The 17,865-nt window shown below is 73.2% G+C and carries 14 protein-coding genes and 1 pseudogene; 4 read left to right on the forward strand and 11 right to left on the reverse strand.

Features of this window, described 5'->3' with window-relative positions:
- Positions 1–7: 7 nt before the first annotated feature.
- The 9 genes from AC5WAM_RS07060 to AC5WAM_RS07100 form a co-directional block, all read right to left on the reverse strand.
- Complete coding sequence (locus AC5WAM_RS07060) at positions 8–691, reverse strand: hypothetical protein (protein WP_495522007.1); 684 nt, start codon at positions 689–691, stop codon at positions 8–10.
- On the reverse strand, positions 685–5,532 hold the full coding sequence (locus AC5WAM_RS07065) for a CHAT domain-containing protein (protein ID WP_495522008.1): 4,848 nt from the start codon (positions 5,530–5,532) through the stop codon (positions 685–687). The genes AC5WAM_RS07060 and AC5WAM_RS07065 overlap by 7 nt, the downstream gene beginning before the upstream one ends.
- Positions 5,533–5,609: 77 nt before the next feature.
- Complete coding sequence (locus AC5WAM_RS07070) at positions 5,610–6,959, reverse strand: MFS transporter (RefSeq protein WP_495522009.1); 1,350 nt, start codon at positions 6,957–6,959, stop codon at positions 5,610–5,612.
- A complete protein-coding gene (locus AC5WAM_RS07075) occupies positions 6,956–7,756 on the reverse strand; it encodes an ArsR/SmtB family transcription factor (protein WP_366791676.1) in 801 nt (266 codons plus the stop codon). The genes AC5WAM_RS07070 and AC5WAM_RS07075 overlap by 4 nt, the downstream gene beginning before the upstream one ends.
- A gap of 230 nt (positions 7,757–7,986) precedes the next feature.
- Positions 7,987–8,160: a hypothetical protein gene (locus tag AC5WAM_RS07080; RefSeq protein ID WP_172381448.1), complete on the reverse strand. Its 174-nt coding sequence runs from the start codon at positions 8,158–8,160 to the stop codon at positions 7,987–7,989.
- Positions 8,161–8,522: 362 nt separating this feature from the next.
- A complete protein-coding gene (locus AC5WAM_RS07085) occupies positions 8,523–10,031 on the reverse strand; it encodes an SDR family NAD(P)-dependent oxidoreductase (RefSeq protein ID WP_366791677.1) in 1,509 nt (502 codons plus the stop codon).
- A 75-nt stretch (positions 10,032–10,106) separates the two neighbouring features.
- Positions 10,107–11,552, reverse strand: a complete 1,446-nt coding sequence (locus AC5WAM_RS07090; protein WP_495522010.1) for a wax ester/triacylglycerol synthase family O-acyltransferase — start codon at positions 11,550–11,552, stop codon at positions 10,107–10,109.
- Positions 11,553–11,680: 128 nt separating this feature from the next.
- Entirely contained in the window at positions 11,681–13,510 is a 1,830-nt protein-coding gene (gene htpG / locus AC5WAM_RS07095) for a molecular chaperone HtpG (protein ID WP_495522011.1), read from the reverse strand.
- Between the two features lie 170 nt (positions 13,511–13,680).
- Positions 13,681–13,905: a DUF5988 family protein gene (locus tag AC5WAM_RS07100; RefSeq protein ID WP_242726957.1), complete on the reverse strand. Its 225-nt coding sequence runs from the start codon at positions 13,903–13,905 to the stop codon at positions 13,681–13,683.
- A gap of 773 nt (positions 13,906–14,678) precedes the next feature.
- Here AC5WAM_RS07100 and AC5WAM_RS07105 point away from each other — a divergent pair.
- Complete coding sequence (locus AC5WAM_RS07105; protein ID WP_495522012.1) at positions 14,679–14,876, forward strand: hypothetical protein; 198 nt, start codon at positions 14,679–14,681, stop codon at positions 14,874–14,876.
- A pseudogene (locus AC5WAM_RS07110) lies at positions 14,819–14,994 on the forward strand (type II 3-dehydroquinate dehydratase); the annotation flags it as partial. The gene AC5WAM_RS07105 and the pseudogene AC5WAM_RS07110, both read left to right, overlap by 58 nt.
- Before the next feature lie 144 nt (positions 14,995–15,138).
- Here AC5WAM_RS07110 and AC5WAM_RS07115 read toward each other — a convergent pair.
- Entirely contained in the window at positions 15,139–15,870 is a 732-nt protein-coding gene (locus AC5WAM_RS07115; RefSeq protein ID WP_366791681.1) for a response regulator transcription factor, read from the reverse strand.
- 422 nt (positions 15,871–16,292) lie between these two features.
- On the opposite strand from AC5WAM_RS07115, the gene AC5WAM_RS07120 reads away from it, so the two are divergent.
- Both AC5WAM_RS07120 and AC5WAM_RS07125 read left to right on the forward strand, forming a co-directional pair.
- Positions 16,293–16,433: a LuxR C-terminal-related transcriptional regulator gene (locus tag AC5WAM_RS07120; protein WP_495522013.1), complete on the forward strand. Its 141-nt coding sequence runs from the start codon at positions 16,293–16,295 to the stop codon at positions 16,431–16,433.
- 35 nt (positions 16,434–16,468) lie between these two features.
- Positions 16,469–16,720: a transposase family protein gene (locus AC5WAM_RS07125; RefSeq protein WP_495522014.1), complete on the forward strand. Its 252-nt coding sequence runs from the start codon at positions 16,469–16,471 to the stop codon at positions 16,718–16,720.
- A gap of 30 nt (positions 16,721–16,750) precedes the next feature.
- Here the strand turns inward: AC5WAM_RS07125 and AC5WAM_RS07130 are convergent, their stop codons facing one another.
- Complete coding sequence (locus AC5WAM_RS07130; protein ID WP_495522015.1) at positions 16,751–17,731, reverse strand: S66 peptidase family protein; 981 nt, start codon at positions 17,729–17,731, stop codon at positions 16,751–16,753.
- Positions 17,732–17,865 lie beyond the last annotated feature (134 nt).

A 17,865-nucleotide genomic window follows, 5' to 3' on the forward strand; every position in this document is an offset into this window, starting at 1 on the left:
CGCGCGGTCACGCGAGGCGGCAGCGCGCCTCGACGCCGCCCAGCTTGCCCGTGAGCCGGAGCACCCGGCCGAGGCCCTTGGGGACGATGCGGGCGCGCAGGGTCACCGCGGCGTCCACGGGGGTGTTCGCCGGGGCCGAGACGAGCAGCCGCAGTTCCTCGTTGACGTGCAGGAAGGCGCGGTCGGACGTCCTGAAGTCCCAGTAGGCGGTGGTGAATCCGACGCCGGAGGACGTGATGCGCGGGCAGTACACCGTCTTGCGCCGGGTGACCTGCGGGGACAGCTGCGCGCCGAGCGCGGAGGCGGCCACGCTGAAGCTGAGGCCCGCACCCAGCGTCGTCTCCAGCTCGATGGGGCTCTCGCCGTCCACCAGCGTGGGCGACATGTCCGCCACGACCACGCCGGGCGACAGGGACAGGTCGATGACCAGGCGCGACCAGCGCACATCGGTCTCCGGGTGCGTCTGGACCACGCAGATCAGCGGGATGTCGTAGCCGGTGCGGCCCGGCTCCGCGCCGGGCACGCGCCGCACCGCGCCCCGGGCGAGCCCGATCCGGGTCTCGCGCCGCAGCAGGGTGACCGTGGTCTCGCCGACGGGAGCGGGGGCGCGGTCGAGGTCGTCCTCGTCGACGGCGGGGGTGACGAGGCCGATCAGCTCGTACCCGGCGGGCAGGCCGGTGGCGGTCAGCATGGGGTGCTCCCTCGGGTCGCGGTACGGGGGTCGGGGCGCGGGGCGCGCCAGTCGCCGAGCAGACAGAAGGCCGCCCAGCTCTCCAGGCGGCCGCCGCCGGGGCGGTCGCGGGCGGCGAGCATGGCGGTGCGCAGGGCGGCGCCGGGTGCCTCGCCCGCGGCGGTCAGGTCGTGGAAGTCGCCCATGAGGGCGGCCGTGGTGGCGTCCGGCACCCGCCACAGGCTCATCACCAGGGACCGCACGCCCGCGTAGAGCAGGGACCAGCTCAGGCCGAGGGTCTCGTCGGTGCGGCTGGTGCGGCCGAGGCCGGTCTCGCAGGCGGACAGGACGGCGAGGCGAACGCCGTGCCAGTCCTGCCGCAGGATGTCGCGGGCCGTCAGGACGCCGTCGGCGAGGACGAGCCCGGAGGACAGCGGGTCCGCGGCGTCGAAGGAGGCGTGGCAGGCGGCGTGGAACACCTCCGCGCCGGGCAGGCCGCGCAGCACCCGCTCCCGGGTCGCCCCCGCGCCGAGCAGCGGGACGCAGCCGAGGCGCGCGCCCAGGGCCAGCGCCTCGTCGCGCGCGTGCGGCAGGTCGCCACCGGGGTCGCCGAGGACGAGGGCGCCGCCGCCCGCGGCGGGCGCGAATGGGGTCTCCCCTGCTCGAGCGGAGCCGAGAGCTTGGGGAAGGGTGAGCGTGCGCAGGAGCGACACGGTCGGCAGATACGCGACGGCGTTGCGGTCGATCAGCGCCCCGGAGCCGTCGGGGCTCAGCGCGTGGAAGGGCACGTGGTGCAGGGCCCCGGTGGGGCAGATGACGACGGTGTCCTCGGGGCGGGTGAGCGCGGCCAGCGGCGCCACCAGCGGATCGAGGACGCGGTGGAAGAGCCCGGGCATGTCCTCGGCCATCTCGCGGACGCGCCCCGCGCTGCCCAGGTTGTCCCCGACGAAGCGCAGCACCGCCGCGCCGTCGGCGTCGATCGAGGTCACGCCCACCGGGTCCGCCTCGCCGTCGCCGCCCAGGGTGAACAGGGCGATCTCACCGGTGTCGAGCAGCGCGTACGAGGCCACCACCGTGCGCTGTCCGGCGAGTTCGCGGGAGACGGCGCCGGGGTCCATGACGGTGGCGCGGCGGACCCCGACGTACTCCTCGGCGGGCGGGCCGTATCCGGCGAGGCGCCGCCACAGGGCGTCGAGGCGCGCGGTGAGGTCGTAGTGGCGCTTCCAGTCCACGGCGGGCGCCGCCGCGACGGCCGCGCGCTCGGCGATGAGGGCGGCCTCGTCGGCAAGGAGCGCGGGCGGTACGCCGTCGGGCGCACGGAGCTGGGCGGCGCTCCTGGCGTCGAGCAGGGAGCGGGCGCGCAGCCGCTCGGACGCGGTGAAGGCCGCCGCGATGTGGTCGCCGGGGCTCTGCCGCGGGCGGCCGGGGGGTTCCGGGCGGGCGGGGCCGTCCGCTGCCGGTTCGGCCGCGCGCCGGGCCTCGCTCTGCGCGCGCTGGAGGCGGTAGCGGGTCAGCAGTTCGTACGCCTCGGCCCGGCCCTCCTGGAGGTGGCCGCGCCGCTGGGGGTTCGGTTCGGCCGCGCGGACCAGGTCGGCCAGTTCCACGCCGAGTTCGAGGACGTCCGTGGCCGTGTCCTGCTCGCCGTACTCCCAGGCGGCGTGGGCCATGGGCAGGATCGCGGGCCAGGCGCGCTCGGCGGACAGGACGCGGTGGCCGCGCGTCGCGGTGGGCTCGCCCCGGGGGGCCCAGAACAGCGGGTCGCCCCGCTGCCCCGGCACGCCCGACAGGTGCAGCACCTGCTCGTAGGCGAGCACGGCGTGCCCGAGGTCGGGCCAGCGGCGCAGCACGGCGGCGGTGGCGAGCCAGTCCTGGGCGAGCCGGTCGGCGTTGCCGGAGTTGCGCTCCCGGGCCTCGGCGAGGTGGTGCAGGGCCATGCGCGGGAAGCCCTGTTCGCCGAGGACGACGCCCAGGTAGTGGTGGACGGTGGCGAGCGCGACCGGCACCGGGGAGCGCAGCGCCTCCCGCTCGGCGAGCGGCAGGGCCTCGTGGAACCAGCTCAGGGCGCGCTCCCGCTCCCCCAGCTCGTGCCAGGCCACGGCGAGTTCGACGAGCGACACGATCCGCTCGTGGTCGCTGTCCGGGACGTCGGCGGTGATCTCGTCGAGCCGCGCCTGGTACTCCTCCGCCGCGGCCGCGTCGCCGCAGCGGCGCGCCACCCGCGCGAGGTCGCGGTACAGCTCGGCCCAGTGGTCGAGGCTGCTGAACTGTCCGTAGTCGAGCCACGGGTCGCGGCCCGTGCGCTCCCGCTCGTGCTCGTCGGTCACCAGCCACCGCTCCGTCTGGCGCAGCAGGTCGTACGCCTCGCTGTAGCGCCCCATGGCGTCGAGGACGCCCGCGGCCTGCTTCAGGGCGTCCGCGAGGAGCCGCGCGCGGCCCGGCTCCTCGGGGTCGCCGGTGGGCCACTGCCGGTCGAGGTGCTCGGCGATCTGCACGCCGCGCCGGGCCAGCAGCAGGGAGCGTTCGAAGTCGCCCGCCTTGGCGGCCCACTGGAACACCGTCATCCGCAGCGTGTCGAGGGCGCCCGCCCAGTGGTCCGCCCCTTCGGCGCGCAGCCAGGCCTCGAAGCGGTCGTCGTCCCCGGCCGCGGCGAGCAGCTCGCCGAGCACGGGCTCGCGGTCCCGCACGGCGGCTTCGAGCTCGGCGGGCAGCGTGGCCTTGATGCCGGTGCCGGTGGCGGGTCCGGAGACGGGGAGGCCGATGGGGCCGCCGTAGGGGGCGCCGAAACGCGCGGGCGCGTGGGGTTCGGCGGCCCGGGGCGGCGCCTTCGAGGGGTCGGTCTCCCGGGCCTCGGGCTCCGTGGTTTCGGGCTCTGCGGCTTCGGACTCCGTGGTTTCGGCCGTCGAGGGGGCGGCCGTCGGGGGTTCCGCCGCTGCTGCACCGGTGGCCGGTGCCGGGGCGGGCGCCGCGGTCGGGGGCGGCAGCGCTTCGAGGGCCTGCCGGGCCCCGCCGTAGCCGGGGTCGAGGGCCAGGGCGCGTTCGTAGCAGCGCCGGGCCTCGTCCGTGCCGTCGAGCGCGTCGCGGAAGGTGTCGCCGAGGAAGCGCCAGGCCATCGGCGTCTCCTCGACGGCGAGCGACTCCTGGAAGTAGACCCGGGCGAGCCCCATCTCGCGGCGTACGAAGTGCACGTCGCCGAGCATCAGCAGGGCGAGCGAGCTCTCCGGGTCGGCGTCCAGGGCGCGTTGGTAGTACGTCGCGGCGTCGGCGTACTCGCCGCGGTGGAAGTGGTGCTCGCCGCGGCCGATCAGCTCGGACGCCTCGCGCTGGGCGCGGGTCACGAGCGGCACGCCGAGCAGCTTCGCCACCTTCGCCGCGAGGCCCGGCTCCTCCTCGCCGAGACGCTTCAGCTGGTCCGCGCCGTCGGGGCTGCCCGCGATCACCGCCGCCAAGAACTGGGCGGCGACCTCGCCCGGCGGCACGCCGGCGCTGTCGCGGTCGATCAGCAGTTTGCCGTCCTGGAAGACCGCGTGCACGGGTGGCCGCGCGGCGGGGGCGGGGGCGTTGCCCGTCGTGGGCAGGACGTCGGTGATGCGGCGGCCGCCGGTGATGCGGGCCAGCTCCTCGTCCCACTGTGCTGCCTCCGGGCGCAGCCTGGTGGCGAGGAGCAGCACGATCAGCTCGACGAAGGGCTCGTCGTCCGGCACCGGCGGGTCCGAGATCCGGGAGCGCAGCAGGGCGACGGCCTCGTCCAGGCGGTCGGATCCGGCGTAGGCGTTGGCGAGTGACCTGACCGCCTGGACGTCCGCCGGATCGTCGTCCACCAGGGCCGTCAGGACACGGATCTCGCGGGCCGTCGCGCCCTGGGCGCGCAGCTGGCGGGCCAGCGTCCAGCGGAACCGCGGGGGCTCCGGGCAGTCCGCGAGCACCCGGTCCCCGAGCATCGCCCACTCCAGGAGCGCCTCGTCGGCTTCCTCGCTCCGGCCTGGGCCCGCGGCCCCCTTGCCACCCCCGTCCCCATCCCCCTTGCCGTCACCGTCGCCGTCGCCGTTCGCAGAGGCGGCCGCGGCCGCCCTGCGGACGAACTCGCCCGTCCAGGCGATCCACAGCTCGACCTCCGCGCCGGGACCCCACTGCTCCAGCCAGCGCTTCAGGACGGCTTCCCGGCTTCCCTCCGCGTGGTCGCCGTCCCCGGCGACCGTCGCCACCACGTCGTACGCCGCGCAGCGCACCGTCAACGCCCGCCGGAGCCCGGTGAGTTCGCGGCCGCACATCTCCTCCAACGGGCCGAGCATGTCCCGCGCGGGTGCCGGGACGTCGGCGAGGGAGGCCCGGTCGGTCTCCTCTTCGGTGAGGGCGGCTCCGGCCGTGCCGAGCGCGAAGGCGACGCCGTCGACCCGGGCGGCGCCCGGGTGCGCGGCGAGGGAGAAGTGACGGTGTGCCTCGGCCCGGTGCCCGGCCGCGTCGGCGGCGATGCCGCGCACCAGATGGGTCTGCGCGGTCAGCATCTGCGTCATGCGGCGCACGTCGTTCCTGCGGGGGTCCTGACCGACCATCAGCGCGGCGCCGATCCCTTCGAGCACGTCGGCCAGGAGCCCGGCGTCCTCGTGCACGCGCCGGGGGTCCTCGCAGGTCGCCCCGTACCCGAAGAGGTCCGCGAGCAGGCTCGTCGTCGCGTCGGCCGAGCGCTGTGCCACCTCGTCCCGGCGGGCCGCGAGCGGGAGCGCCGCGAGGGCGCGCAGCCGCTCCCCGGCCGTCGCCCGGTCGGCCGGGTGCGGGCCCGGCGCCTCCTGCGCCCCCGGCGGCTGCGGTCCGAACCGGTCGCGCATCGACCCGGCCCACGTCACCAGCATGGTCAGCCCCAGCACCGCGTCCCCCTCACGCCGTCCGTCACCTCACCCCCCAGGAAACGCGGTGCGCGGCGTCACGGTTCCACGGCGCCACGTCAACGTTCTGCCGCGGACTCGGAGTTGACCAGCGGGAACCGATCGGTGGGCGCGCCGGGACCGGCCGCCGGTTCCGTGCGGCGCGCCCACAGCGCGGCGCCCGCGAGCAGGACGGCGGCGCCGAGGAGCCAGCGCGCGGGTCCGGCAGGCAGGAAACCGGCGATCAACCCCGTGAGCGCGCCGACCAGTTGCAGCGCGAGGGACTGGACGGAGAGCGCGGTGGCCCGGCCCTCGCTCGGCACGCGGCGGTGCAGCAGCTCGTTCTGACTGGGGCCCGCCGCGCCGAGACCCAGGTACACGAGCGCGTATCCGCCCACCGCGAGCAGCACCGGGGCCGGTCCGGTGGCGGTCGCCGTGACCGCGAGCAGCAGCAGCCCGCCCCCGGCGGCGCCGAGGCACAGGAGGACGGCGCGCTCCCCGCCACCGGCGAGGCGGGCGACGGGCGGGGCCAGTTGGCTGCCGAGGGCCGAGCACAGGTATCCGGCGCAGGCGAGCCCCGCGAACACCACCGCGCCCGACTCCGGTGCGCCGGTCAGGTCCGCGGCGCGGCCCGGCGTGAGCAGTTCGACGGTGACCAGGGCGCTGCCCGCCGCGCCCGCGCTGAGCACGACCCGGCGCACCAAGGTGTCGCTGCCGCCCAGGCGCACCCCGGTGACGATGGTGCCGGGGACGCCGCGCAGCACGCCGCGCAGGGTGGCGCGGGGCCGTGGCGGCTCGGGCAGCGCGGTCAGGACGTACACGATGAAGGCGAAGGCGACGACCACGCCGAGCAGCGCCGGTACGGACAGCGGCAGGACGAGCCCCGACGTGGCCCCGTCGAGGCGGGCGCCGAGGTCGGGACCGAGCCCCAGGAGCCAGGGCAGCGAGCCGCCGACGAGCGTGCCGGCCGCCAGCGCGACGGAGGACGCGGTGGCGCCGCGCGCCAGGCCGGTGCGCAGCTCGGCGTCGGGCCCCGCGCTCGCCTGCACGGTGTCGACGTACCAGGCCTCGGCGGGGCCGCTGGACAGGGCGCGGCCCGCACCCTTGAAGGCCATGGCGAGGGCGAGCACCCAGGCGGTGGTGCCGAGCGCGTGCAGGGTGAGCGCCACCACGTCGAGCACGCCCGCGGCGGCGAGCACGGCCCTGCGGCCGAGGACGTCCGCGAGTCCGCCGGTGGGCAGTTCGAGCAGCGCGGCGGTCAGCGAGTGCGCGGCGACGCAGCCCGCGACCGCCGCGAGGGCGAGGCCCCGCTCGGTCATCAGCGGCACCATCGGGGCGATGGCGAGGCCCAGCGGCAGCCAGAAGAGGCCGCAGGCGATCACGTATCTGCGCCGGGCGCCGCGGGGGTCGAGGGGCTGCCGGACCGTCACGAGGCGCCCCAGCTGACGTTGCGGTGCGTGCCGGAGCCACCCCGCCCGCCGGGGCCGTCGGGCTCGTCGGGGCTGTCCGGCTCGTCGGCGCAAGGGTCGCCCGGGTTCTCGGCGCGGGGGCCGTCCGGTGCGTGCGCGCCGGGGCCGTCGGGTCCGGCGGGCGCGCCCGGGGCAGCGGCGCCGTCCTCCGGCGGGCCGGGTTCGCCGTCCTCGGCGGGTGCCGGCGTCGCCACCGGCAGGGTCGCGGCGAAGACCACGACCTGCTCCGCGCCCGGGGCCGCGGCGTCCCGAGCGGTCAGTTCCGCGAGCTTGTCCTCGAAGGCCTGCCACAGCTCGGCCAGGGAGTCGGCGGTCAGGCGCGGCATGAGGTCGGTGATCCCGGCGTGCTCGCGCCACTCTGGCCCGAAGCGCCCGGCGTCCAGGTCCCGCTCGTGCCGGGCCAGGGACCGGGTCAGATGGTCGATCTGGCGCCGGGCCATGCTGCTCCGGAAGGCGCGGCCCTGGGGCGAGGCGTCCATGTCCGCGTTGTTCCAGCTGGTGACGGCGTGGACCGACTGCCAGCGCCGCTCGCGCCCGTCGCGGTGCTCGGCCTCGGCCACGAAGCCGTACTTCGCCAGGACCCGCAGGTGGTAGCTGGTGGAGGCGGACGACTCGCCGGTCTTGACGGCGAGCTCGCTCGCGGTGGCGGGGCCGTCCGCGCGGAGCAGGCCGAGCAGCCTGATGCGCAGGGGGTGGGTGAGGGCCTTGAGGGCGGCGGCGTCCCGCTCGGGGTCCAGGATCCGGTGTTCATCAGCCATACGAGGAGGCTAGGCCGCCGACCACACTTTCCAAAATAGTTTTTGCAGAATTTCCTTGGGGAAATCTTGAGGGGTGCGGACCAGCCAGAAGGACGCGGACCGGCCAGGAGGGCGTGGGGCGGACCGGGAGGGCCGGAGGGCAGGAAGACCGGGAACGCACGGCGCACGACGACGCGCACCCCGCGCCATGGGGTCGGTGCGGGGTGCGTGTGACGTGCGAGCGGATACCGTCAGTCGATACCCGGCAGGATGTGCGGCTCGGCGAGGTCGTCCTCGTAACCGGCGAGACGGATCGGGGCCGCCTTGGCCCAGGCCTCCAGGTTGCGGAGCTGCTTCGGGCGGCCCGCCCGCTCACCGCCGGTCTCTGCCTGCCGCTTCTCCTGCTTCGTCAGATCTGGTGTCACCGCGCACTCCTCTGTGTCGCGTAGCGGACAAACGATGCCTCATTGCTTTCGCTGTCTTCGCGGTCGCGGTGGCGCCGGGTTCGGGCGGGATCGCGGCCGTGGTGGCGAGCCTGTCCCGGGACGGCAGCGAGGCGGTGGTGGATGCCTTCCAGCCGTCCGTTCGCACCAGATTAACCAAATGAGCGGCTGTCTGCTCGATAGCGCTAGACCTAAGGGGTGACTTCCGGACATCTCCCTGCGAGGAGACGCGCCGTCAGCCCAAGGAGGCGCGCGCCGCCCGTGACGCGCGGGCGGGCGCGCGGTGCGTCACGCGGTGGGCGCCCGGTGCGTGCTGCGGTGGGCGCGCGGTGCGTGGCGCGTGGTCACCACTTGCCGGGCGCGTAGTCCTTCAGGAAGACGCCGTACACGTCCTCGCCCGCCTCACCGCGCACGACCGGGTCGTAGACGCGGGCCGCGCCGTCGACCAGGTCGAGCGGGGCGTGGAAGCCCTCCTCGGCCAGGCGCAGCTTGTCGTAGTGGGGGCGCTCGTCGGTGATCCAGCCGGTGTCGACGGAGGTCATGAGGATGCCGTCGCTCTGGAACATCTCCTGGGCGCTGGTCCGCGTCACCATGTTCATGGCGGCCTTCGCGGCGTTGGTGTTGGGGTGGCCCGCGCCCTTGTAGCCGCGGCCGAACACGCCCTCCATCGCGGAGACGTTGACGACGTACGCGCGCTTGCTCGGCGCCTTGCGCGCCGCCTCGGCCATCACCGCGCGCAGCTTGCTGATGAGGATGAACGGCGCCGTGTAGTTGCACAGCTGCGTCTCGAGGAGCTCCACGGGGGAGATCTGCTCGATGGACTGCACCCAGGTGTTGCTGTCCACGACGTCCGGCACCAGGCCGCCCGCGTCGATGGCGCTGCCGTCGCGGTGCCGCTCGACGCTGGCGTTGCCCGCGACCAGGGCCAGGTCGGCGACCTTCTGCGCGTCGAGCCCCGTGACCCCGGCGGGCAGCGCGGCGAGGCCGTCCACCGCGCCGGAGTTGAAGGCGCCGATCACGTGGTGGGCGGGGAGCTCACCGGCGGGCAGCGGGGCGCTCTCGCCCTCGACGAGCGCGGCGTAGGCGGAGGGCAGCCGGCGCACGGTCTGCGTGGCGTTGTTGATCAGGATGTCCAGCGGGCCCCGCTCGGCGACCTGCTCGGCCAGGGCCACGGCCTGGGCCGGGTCGCGCAGGTCGATGCCGACGACCTCCAGGCGGTCGATCCAGTCCGCCGAGTCCTCCATGGCCTTGAAGCGGCGGATGGCGTCCTTGGGGAACCGCGTGGTGATCGTGGTGTGGGCACCGTCACGCAGCAGCCGCAGCGCGATGTACATGCCGATCTTGGCGCGGCCGCCGGTGAGCAGCGCGCTCTTGCCCGTGAGGTCGGCACTGGCGTCGCGCTTGGCGCGGTTCAGGGTGGCGCACTCGGGACAGAGCTGGTGGTAGAAGTAGTCGACCTCGACGTACCGCGCCTTGCAGGTGTAGCAGGAGCGGGGGCGCTGGAGTATCCCCGCGATCTTGCCCGCCTCGGTGACCGACGACGGCAGGATGCCCTCGGTCTCGTCGTCGATGCGCTGCGCGGAGCCGGTGGCGGTGGCTTCGGTGACGGCCTTGTCGTGGGCGGTCTTCGCGGCCCGGCGCTCCTGGCGGCGGCGCTGCTTCACGGTGCGGTAGATCCCGGCCGTGGCACGGCGCACGGTGATCGCGTCGGGGTGGTCGACCTCCAGCTTGTCGAGCTCCTCGAGCACGCTGAGGCAGACGGCGAGACGCTCGGGGTCGATGCCCGGACCGTACGCGTCGGCCCCGGCGACGGCGCCGGTGCCTTCCTGCTGGCTCTCGTCTGTGACCGTCATCGCCGCTGTCGTTCCTCATCGCGCTCGTGCCGCGGCCCGTCTGGGGTCGACCGCGGATGCTCCAAAAGCGGAACTTTACGTAGCGCGGGGGCCCGGTACCAAACTCGTTCGGTCGTCGCAGGCGGCCACGAGCCCGGCGAGCTCCGCGCGGACGCAGGCCGCGAGCCGCTCCAGGTCCGGCACGGCCGCCGCGTCGGCGACGAGGCCGTAGTGCGCGTGGCCCCGGTAGGTGGAGACCGCGACGGCCAGGGCCTGGCCGCGCGCGAGCGGGGCGAAGGGGTAGACCTCGGTGAGCGGGCAGCCGCCCAGGGCGAGGCCGGGGCTCGGCAGGGGGACGCTGGTGACCAGGACGTCGAAGAGCAGCCGGGCGGCGTGGGCGACGGCCGGGCCGCCGACGCGGTGCCCGAGCGAGGGCACGTGGTCGGCGAGCAGCGCGACGGCACCGGCGCCGCGCAGGGGCCCCGCGTCCTTGTTGCGGTCCATGGCGGCGCGCACGGCGGCCAGGCGCGCCAGCGGGGCGGGGTCGTCCACGGGCAGCCGGACCAGATAGCCGGAGAGGCGGTTGCCCTGGGGGTGGGCGGTGCGCGGGCGGCGGCGCGACACGGGGACGAGGGCGCGCGGCGCGACGCCCGCGCTGCCGTCGCCGCGCTCGTCCAGCCAGCGCCGCAGGGCTCCGGCGACGACGGCGATCAGGACGTCGTTGACGGTGCCGCCCGCGGTCTTGCGTACGCGGTGTACGTCGTCGAGGTCGAGCCGCACGCCCGCGGTGCGGCGCGTGCCGGTGGGCCGGGACGTGAGGGCGGCGCAGGAGCGCGTCCCCCAGGTCGCGCGGGCGACCGACGCGCCGACGCCGAGCGCCCGGCCGACGTCACCGGCAGCGGAGCGCACAGATCCGGCGGCGGACCGCAAGGCCCCGGCGGCCCGGCCCGGTACGGCGGCCGCGAGGCCCGGTACGGCGGCGGCCAGGCCGGGCAGCGCGCGCGGATCGAGGGCGCGCCACCACGGCGGGCGCGGCGCGGGGCGCGCGGCGGGGGCGGCCGGGGGCTCGGCGCGCGCGGCCGGGTCCATGACCGCGGCCGCGAGCGTGAGGGCCCGCAGCCCGTCCGCGAGCGCGTGGTGGAACTTGAAGAGCACGGCGAAGGACCGGCCGTCCGCGCCGGGCAGCACATGCGCCTCCCACGGCGGCCGGTCCCGGTCGAGGGGCCGCTGGAGCAGCGCGCCCGCCGCCGCGTGGAAGTCCCGTACGGGCGCGGCGAGCCGCACGTGGTCCAACGGGTCGAAGCCGGGCGCGGGGTGCCGCGCGGCGCCGCCGAGGGGCAGCAGCACCTGCCGGATGCGCAGGCGCAGGCCCGGTACGGCGGCGGCGCGCGCGGCGAGCAGCTCGGCGGCGTGCGCGGCGGCCGACGGCGAGTCGGCCGCGAAGACGCCCAGGGCCCCCAGGTGCATGGGGTGTGCGGCGGACTCGATGCTCCAGAAGGCGAGATCGAGGGGTGCGAGCAGGTCTGAGCTCTCAGAGGTCATGGCTTGCTCTCGCGTCGATGACGGGGAGCAAGCAGCCAATCACCGTCCGACAATTACGGTCAAGTACGATCTAGCTACGTACAGTTAACGGCTCGTGAAGCCCGCACCCCTCGTCTCCCAGGGGTGGCTCACACGGTCCTGGCGAGGCGGTCCGCGAGCAGCTTGGCGAAGCGCGCCGGGTCCGCCAGGTCGCCCCCTTCGGCGAGCAGTGCGGTGCCGTAGAGGAGCTCGGCCGTCTCGGTCAGCTCGGGGGCGTCGGCGTGCTGTTCGTGCGCCGCCCTGAGCCCGGTGACCAGCGGGTGCTCGGGGTTCAGCTCCAGGATGCGCTTGACCGGCGGGATCTCCTGGCCCATCGCCTTGTACATCTTCTCCAGCGTCGGCGTGAGCCCCTCGGCGTCACTGACCAGGCACGCGGGCGAGCTGGTGAGGCGGGTGGTCAGCCGGACGTCCTTCACGTCGTCGAGGGTCTCCTTGAGCCAGCCGAGCAGCGGCGCGTAGGTCCCGGACTCCTCCTCCGACAGCTCCTCGTCGGCGGGCAGGTCGACCGCGCCCCGCGTGACGGACTGGAACTCCTTGCCGTCGTACTCCCGCACTCCCTCGACCCAGATCTCGTCCACCGGGTCGGTGAGCAGCAGGACCTCGTACTCCTTGGCCCGGAAGGCCTCCAGGTGCGGGGAGTTCTCGACCTGTGCGCGGCTCTCGCCGGTCATGAAGTAGATCTTGTCCTGGCCGTCCTTCATCCGGGCGATGTAGTCGGCCAGGGTGGTGGGCTCCTCGCCCGCGGTGGAGGAGAAGGACGCGATGTCCAGGATCGCCTTGTGGTCCTCGGACCCGTCGAGCAGGCCCTCCTTGACGGCGGGGCCGAACTCCCGCCAGAACGTGCGGTACTTCTCCGCGTCGTTCTTCATGAGGTCCTTGACGGTGGACAGGACCTTCTTCGCCAGCCGGCGGCGGATCAGCTGGATGTGCCGGTCCTGCTGGAGGATCTCGCGCGAGATGTTCAGGGACAGGTCGGCCGCGTCCACGACGCCCTTGACGAAGCGGAGGTGGTCGGGCAGCAGCTCGCGGGTGTCGTCCATGATGAACACGCGCTTGACGTACAGCTGGACGCCGTGCCGGGCGTCGCGCTGGAACAGGTCGTGCGGGGCGCGCGATGGGATGAAGAGCAGAGCCTCGTACTCGAAGGTGCCCTCCGCCCGCATCTGGATGACGTCGAGCGGGTCCGCCCAGTCGTGGCTGACGTGCCGGTAGAACTCCCGGTACTCCTCGTCCTTGACCTCGGAGCGCGGGCGCGCCCAGAGCGCCTTCATCGAGTTGAGGGTCTCGTCGCCCATCCGGATGGGGAACGAGATGAAGTCCGAGTACCGCTTGACGATCTCCCGGATCTTCCGCTCGTCGGCGTAGTCGTACAGCGCGTCCTCTTCGTCGGCGGGACGCAGGTGGACGGTGACCGCGGTGCCTTCCGGCGCGTCCTCGACGGTCTCGATGGTGTACGTGCCGCCGCCGTCCGACTCCCAGCGGACGCCGTCCTGCGCACCGGCCGCGCGCGTGAGGAGGCTGACCTTGTCCGCGACCATGAACACGGAGTAGAAGCCGACGCCGAACTGGCCGATCAGCTCGGCCGACTCCTTGTTCTCCTTGAGGCGGCGCAGGGTCTCGGCCGTGCCGGACCTGGCGATGGTGCCGATCAGCCCCACCACGTCCTCGCGGGACATGCCGATGCCGTTGTCCCGCACGGTCAGGGTGCGGGCCTCGCCGTCCGCCTCGATCTCGATGTGCAGGTCGTCGGCCCGCAGCGCGTCGTCGGTGAGGCCCGCGAGACGCCGTTTGTCGAGGGCGTCTGAGGCGTTGGAGATGAGCTCGCGCAGGAAGATGTCCTTGTTCGAATAGATCGAGTGGACCATCAACTGGAGGAGCTGCCGCGCTTCTGCCTGGAACTCCAGCGTCTCGGTGCTCATTACGTCCCTTCGCTCTGTCTGATGTGCACAGGTCGGTCACAGGATGCGCGCGTACGCGCCACCGAAATCTGACACACCGACAACCGCCCGGACAAGCGCACGCGGCAGGCGACGGGCCCTCCCCCCGGCCCCCGTCCGGAAAGAAGGCCGGGGAGGGAGGGTCCGCCGCCTCACTCCGCGACGTACGTGCGCTGGGTCCACACGAAGACGCGCAGCTCGCGGTCGTCGACCCGGGTCGTCTCGGAGCTCGCCTCGAAGTGTTCGTAGCGGTTGCCGCACAGCACCTTGACCTTGTCCACGCCGAGGTCCGGCAGATAGTGCAGTCGGTCCTCGTCCGTGATCAACGAGCGAGAGCCGCCGCTCAGGAAAACGTTGGGAGTGCCTTTGTCGACCATGCTCATCCTCACCTTCCGGGCTAGCGGTACCGGTTGTCGCGCTGAACTTGTGGTTCCAGGACTGTGGTTGCGCGGGGTGGGCCCGCGGCGATCTGCTCGCGCGCGGGCGGCGAGGGCCGTGAACGGTTCGGTGGAGGGCCGGGTGCGACGGGGGGCGCACCCGGCCCTGGTCTGTGGGGAGCGGTCACGTCGAGCGGTCACGTCGAGCGGTCGCGCGTCGGCGTGATCTGCCGGCCCGTCAGCTCAGTGGCGCGGCAGGGCCGACGTGCGGTCTCTCCTGCGCATTCGGCCCGCGTTCACCATTTCCGGCCTCGAATTCGGCCGCCGGTCGCGAGCGCGCGGACGGCTCCGGAATACGGAGATCATTCACCTGCGGGAAGACGTCTTCCCCGCCGCACTCCTGTGCGACGAAGGCGTACCCACGCAGCCCGTCACTCCGGATCGCTCGGCCCACAGCCATCCCTCACCCCCGCTCCTTCCAGGAACTGCCGCCCAGCGTACGCGGAGCGTACGGGCAGCGGTATAGGTACCGGCGTCCATATCCGGCCTCGATATCAGGTCCACCAAAGCTAGTAGACCCGTCGCTCCTCGTGCAGGGTAGGGCGCGCACGCGCTCTCGCGCGCCCCCGCAACTGTCCATTCTGATGAGGGCGTGCCGCACGGGGATTCGTGGTGGCGGAGGCGGCCCACGGTTCACCGGTCGTCCGCGTCCCGAAAAATAGCGAGGCGCCGCCTGGAGTGTCGTCCTCCCCCTCAACGGGCCCAATCCGGGTGTGCTGGGCCGACGCGAGCCCGAGATATACGGAACGGATACGCTCGCGGACATCGAGACGGCAGTCGCTGCGGAAGTCGCGTCAGGTGCTGGGAGGTCCTTTCCCTCCAGCATGACTCGGACGGCGATCTCGTCGGGGCGATTCACGGGCACGGCCCGGGCACGGTCGGGGCCGTCGTCAATCCGGGTGCCCTCATGATTGCGGGATGGAGTCTGCGCGACGCCCTCGCGAGCTATGCGTCGCCGTGGGTCGAGGTGCGTCTCGGCCATGTGTGGGCCGCCAGCAATTCCGCCACGAATCGGTGATCGCACCGCTGGCGAGCGGTGTCGTGGTCGGCCTGGGGGCCGTCGGCCACCGCCTGGCCGCCCAAGCCCTCTTGCATCTCACCGCGACCGCCCCGCGGAGCCCTCAGCGGCTGAACGGCGAGGTGGGCGGGGTCGGGCCCTGGCGGATCCCAGGGTTACGGCGAGTCGTGCGCCCCGGCCGACGGCACGGAGCCGAGCCGGAATCCGATGCCTCGCCTGGTCTCGATCCAGTCGTAGGATCCGAGCTTCTGACGCAGCGCCCCGATATGGACGTCCAGTGTCCGCGTCGAGCCGAACCAATGCTCGTTCCACACCCGCGCGATGATGGCCTTGCGCGTGTGCAGGACATCGGGATCCTCCATCAGCATGGCGAGCAGGTCGAACTCCTTGGGGGTCAGCCTGACCGGGCGCCCGTCCAAGGTCACGTCCCGATTCCGCGGATTCAGCCGCAGCGGCCCCGCGACCAGCATCTCGCCCGTCGGGGCGGACGGCCCGGGAGCATTCTGGCCGACCGGACAGGAAGAGGAACGCCGCATGACGGCATCCATGCTCGCCTGCAACTCGTGGAGCGATTCGGATTTCACCGCGCAGTAATCCGCTCCGGCGTTCAGAGCGAGCACCCGGTCGATCTCGTTGGCACAGGCACCGACAATGATGATGGGCACGGACGTCTGTTTGCGGATCCTTTTGCACACCTCGCGGCTGTCCATGCCGGGGGTGGAGGAGTCGAGCAGCAACAGATCGAAATCGCTGAAGCTCGCAAGGGCCTGCGCGCCGGTCGGCACCGAGCTGACGAAGTACTTCGCGGGGAGCGGTGGGTGGTGCAGGGCAGCGCTCAGACGCGCATCATTGCTGACCAGCAGAACGCGTGTGGATGGATTTCCCAAAACGCTTCCCTCCTGAATTGCCGTTGACCTGCCCGACCCTTCTTGCCGCGCTCTGGACTACCCGCCCCCTATTGATCCGACCTGAAGACCTACCCGGCTGCTATTGCTCCGAAACGGTGGCTGTTCTTCCGGCTTGGATTTTGCGTGAGCGGACTGGCGGGATATATGGGGCAGTTGGCACCCACGACACGGCAGGTGCCCCGGCGTGGGCGCCATCGGCGCCGTCTGCGCCGTCGGTGGGGGGCGCGCTCTCCCGGCGGCCACCGGGCCGCCGGGCGCCACCGCACCATGCCACGGCAAGAAGCAGGCCGCGGGAAAGCTGCACCCCGGGAAAATCGCCGCCCCTCTGCCGCCCGAGGCGCACGCGGTGATGGGGCAGACCATCCACCGCCCCAGCCAGTGCGCCAACCACCCACGACAGCGTGAAGATCGGCTCCCTGACCTATGCGGAAGTGGCCGTGGCCGACATGGTGAGCCAGGGATTCACGAACTCCCAAGTCGTTGAGCGCCTCTCTATCTCCGGCCACACCATGACATTCCACCTCAAGAAGGCACCCGGCTGAGGGCGGAGCAGCGCACCGGAAAGAGCATGTGTTCCATGTGGGGCGCGGATGGAATTTCTCCCGGCCGCCACGCTCTGATGGCCCTGGTCCACCTGCGTCGCGGACACACATGCGCCCCGCTCGCGGGCGGTCTCAGGGTCGGGCCGACCACTGCCCACCGCTACGTCACCGAGGCCGTGGACGTCCTGGCCGCCCGCGCCCACGGCCTACTGGACGCGTTCGACACCACCGACGTCACCGACCTGGTCAAGGCGGTTCTCACCGTGGAACTGACCGCTTCAGCCTGAGGAGGTGGAATCCTCACTGATCCGCGTTGCTCAGCCGACCCGTCCGTCGCCGTGAGCGGCCCGTACTGCCGGTTCGAGCAGCGACAGCGTCCGTTGCTGCGCGTCGAGGGCGACGCGGATGCCGACCGGCATCGGCAGATTCGGGCCGGCATGCCCGAACTCGACGTTGCCCAGGACCGGGATGTCACGGTCGCCGAGGACGTCGAGGACGATCTCGGGCAGGGTCGGGGGCGCCTCAGGCCCTCCGAGTCCTTCGATCTCGCGCGGAACACCCACGACCATGCCGGAGATTCGGTCGAGGATGCCGCTGTGCCGCAGCACCTGTAGATAGCTCCACACATGCGACGCGTGGCCGCCCATCTCCTCCCAGAAGAGCACCGCGCCGTCGAACCAGTCGAGCGGCAGGGCGTAACGCGTCGCCTGGGCCAGCACGATGCGATTGATCAGCCCCCCGATCAGCCGGCCTTCGGTGCGGCCGGCACGCCAGCACTCCCACGACGCACTGGCAGGCAGCGCACCGATCGCCTCAGGGCCGCTCAGCAGCGTCGAGTAGAGCTTCTCAAGCTCCGCTTGGCGCGTTGCGGGCGCGGCCTGCCAGTGCCCGCCCAGTCCAGGGGTGGCCAGATCGGCGTGGAATCCGACCAGGCCCGTGCGCGCGTAGAGCACCAGATGCAGCAGCGAGATGTCGCTGTAGCCGAGGATCGGCTTGGGATCGGCCGTGATCGCCTCAACGTCGATCAGGTCGAGGTAACCGAGCACCGTCGCGCCGCCGTCATGCGCGATGACCGCGCGCACCTCAGGATCACGCAGAAGAGCGTTGAGCTCCTCGGCGATCTCCACCGGCCGGGCCGCGCTCCACCGATGGCGCCGCCCGGCTTCGAGCAGCGGCGCGAGACGCACGCGGAATCCCATCCGCTCGAGCACGGCTACCGCCCGCTCCAGATCGGGGACGTACCTGACATCGAGCGGCCCGGACAGCGACGCGATGACGACGAGGTCTCCGCGCTCCAAGGCGCGAGGCCGAAGCGGTTGAGGCAATGCGGCACGGGACACCAAGACAGTGTCCCGACGCCTGCAACGACACGCTATATATTTACGGATCGACTCCCTCTCCAGAGAGAGGACTTCGTCGATGACCGCGATCA

Source organism: Streptomyces sp. JLYT201 (assembly GCF_059448825.1).

Excerpts from the sequence above, each read along its gene's own strand:
- AC5WAM_RS07060 (WP_495522007.1), bottom strand. The coding sequence starts at position 691 with ATGCTGACCGCCACCGGCCTGCCCGCCGGGTACGAGCTGATCGGCCTC.
- AC5WAM_RS07075 (WP_366791676.1), bottom strand. The coding sequence starts at position 7,756 with ATGGCTGATGAACACCGGATCCTGGACCCCGAGCGGGACGCCGCCGCC.
- AC5WAM_RS07085 (WP_366791677.1), bottom strand. The coding sequence starts at position 10,031 with ATGACGGTCACAGACGAGAGCCAGCAGGAAGGCACCGGCGCCGTCGCC.
- AC5WAM_RS07090 (WP_495522010.1), bottom strand. The coding sequence starts at position 11,552 with ATGACCTCTGAGAGCTCAGACCTGCTCGCACCCCTCGATCTCGCCTTC.
- htpG (WP_495522011.1), bottom strand. The coding sequence starts at position 13,510 with ATGAGCACCGAGACGCTGGAGTTCCAGGCAGAAGCGCGGCAGCTCCTC.
- AC5WAM_RS07100 (WP_242726957.1), bottom strand. The coding sequence starts at position 13,905 with ATGGTCGACAAAGGCACTCCCAACGTTTTCCTGAGCGGCGGCTCTCGC.
- AC5WAM_RS07125 (WP_495522014.1), top strand. The coding sequence starts at position 16,469 with ATGTGGGGCGCGGATGGAATTTCTCCCGGCCGCCACGCTCTGATGGCC.